This window comes from Xanthomonas sp. SHU 166 (genome assembly GCF_000364685.1).
GTDB classification, from domain to species: domain Bacteria; phylum Pseudomonadota; class Gammaproteobacteria; order Xanthomonadales; family Xanthomonadaceae; genus Xanthomonas_A; species Xanthomonas_A sontii.
This window is the reverse complement of record NZ_AQOJ01001004.1, coordinates 1-1946: the sequence shown is the minus strand read 5'-3', so window position 1 is coordinate 1946 and position 1946 is coordinate 1. Positions and strand designations below refer to the sequence as shown.

Below are 1946 nucleotides of genomic sequence, written 5' to 3'. Positions count from 1 at the left end.
GGCGGGCGTGGCGACCACCGCCGTCGGCGTGCCGTTCGCCACCGGCAAGGTGGCCGTGGCCGAGCGCCAGTGCACCCGCGCCAGGCGTCCGCCGAGCACGCCGCCGTCCTTGGTCGGCACGCTGAGGTCGCCGGCCAGGGCCGGGCCGTCCAAATGCACGTCGATGCTGTCGGCCTGCGGCAGCAGGCGCAGGCGGGTGTTGTCGAACACCCCGCCCAGCAACAGCAGATGGTCGGCCAGGATCTCGATGCGCCGCAGCGGCATCGGGTCTTCGCCGCCGTTGGCCGCGGCGGCGTTCGGATCGGGGCGGCTGACCACGCCGATCCAGTCGATGGCGTTCAATGCCGCGGTGCGCCCGCTGACCACCAGGCCGCTGGCCGGCGGTTCGTCGGCGACGTGGTCGCTGCCCATCACCACGCGCACGCCGGTCTTGCCGCCCTGGCTGCGCGCCGCCAGCGCCATCAGCTTGCCGAAGGCCACCTCGATGCGACCGCTGCCGACCGGCAGCGGCACGTTGACCGAGGTCGCCAGCGGCGTCGTCGGCGCCTTGTCCATCGGCGCCGGCATCAGCAGTTGGGTGCCGACCAGGTCCGAGCGCAGTTGCAGCCGGGTCGGCGGCTGCGCGCCGCCGTCGGGGGTCTTGGGCAGGCCGACGCCGATGTTCCAGCGCGAGCGGCCCTGCACGTACGGCTTGAGCCAGGCCATTTCCGGCACCCGGTCGAGCAGTTCGTTCGCGTCCAGCGACGCGCTCAGCGCGGCCTCGAAGGCCTGCTGCGGATCCTGCACGCCGTCGCCGGCGCGCAGCGCCAGTTCGCCCTGGTGGCCCTGGTAGGCCACGCTCAGCTTCTGCGCGGCGAATCCGGTATCGCTGTAGTTGGCGCTGCCGCGCATGTCGTCGAAGGCCAGGTCCCAGCGCTTGTCGGCGATATGCGCGCCGAGCAGGTCGACCGTGCCGCGCAGGTGGTGGGTGCCGATGTCGGCGCGCAGCGGCTGCAGCAGGTCGAAGGTGACATCGGCCGGCCCCGACGCGCTGAGCGCATCCAGGGTGTCGCCGTAATGGGCATGCAGCGGACTCTGCCGCAGCATCGCCAGCAGCTTGCCGGTCTCGGCGCGGGTGCTGGCCAGCACGCTGAGCTGGCCTTCCTTGTAGTCGGGCAGCGCCGCCGACAGCTGCTCCACCGGCACCCCGCCCATGCTGCCGCGGCCGTGCACCTCGAAGCCGTTGCCGATGAAGGCGACGCTGGCGTCCACGTTCTCCACCGCCGGCCAGTCGTGCTGGAAGCGCACCTTGGCGTCCTCCAGCCGCGCGGTCGCCTCGAAGCGGCCGTTGTGGTCGGCGAACGGCCAATCGTCCAGGTCGCCGGAGACCAGCGCATGGCCGTCGCGCAGGCGCCCGCCCTGCAGCGCGGCGTCGAGCCAGTCGGTGGCGGCCTTGCTCATCTTGGAATGGACCCAGAACTTCTTCGCCGCCACCACCGGCGCGTCCTGCAGGTCGGCGGCCAGGTCGATCCACGGCCGCGAGCCGTCGTCCTGGAAGCGCAGCCCGCCGCGCACGTCGGCGCCGTAGTCGCTGCCCTGCACGCGCAGCCCGGGGGTCGCCACGCGCAGGCCGTCGCCATCGCGGAAGGCGACGATGCGTCCGGCCAACTGGACCTGGTGGACCACGCCGAAGCCGCTGGGCCAGTCGACGCGGACCGGGCTGCCGGCCTCCAGCGCCAGTTCGCCGGCCTGGGCATCGCCGTCGAAGCGGCCGCGCAGCCCACTCACCCCAGGCGCACCGCCCGCCGGCGCGAATGCCACGTCCGCCAGCCGCCCCTGGCCGTACAGCGGACCGCCGGTAACCCCGCTCACCGCCACCTGGGTCAGCTGCAGACGCGGCTTCGCCACCGCCAGCCAACTGCGCAGGCTGGGCGAAAGCCGGTCGCTGAGCCCGGCCACCGCGATCA

The 1946-nt window shown here is 73.4% G+C and carries 1 protein-coding gene; it reads right to left on the bottom strand.

The window, feature by feature from the left end; all coding sequences use genetic code 11:
- Positions 1-1946, bottom strand: a 1946-nt coding sequence (locus tag D180_RS22205; RefSeq protein WP_017914498.1) for a DUF3971 domain-containing protein, incomplete at both ends; no start/stop codon positions are given.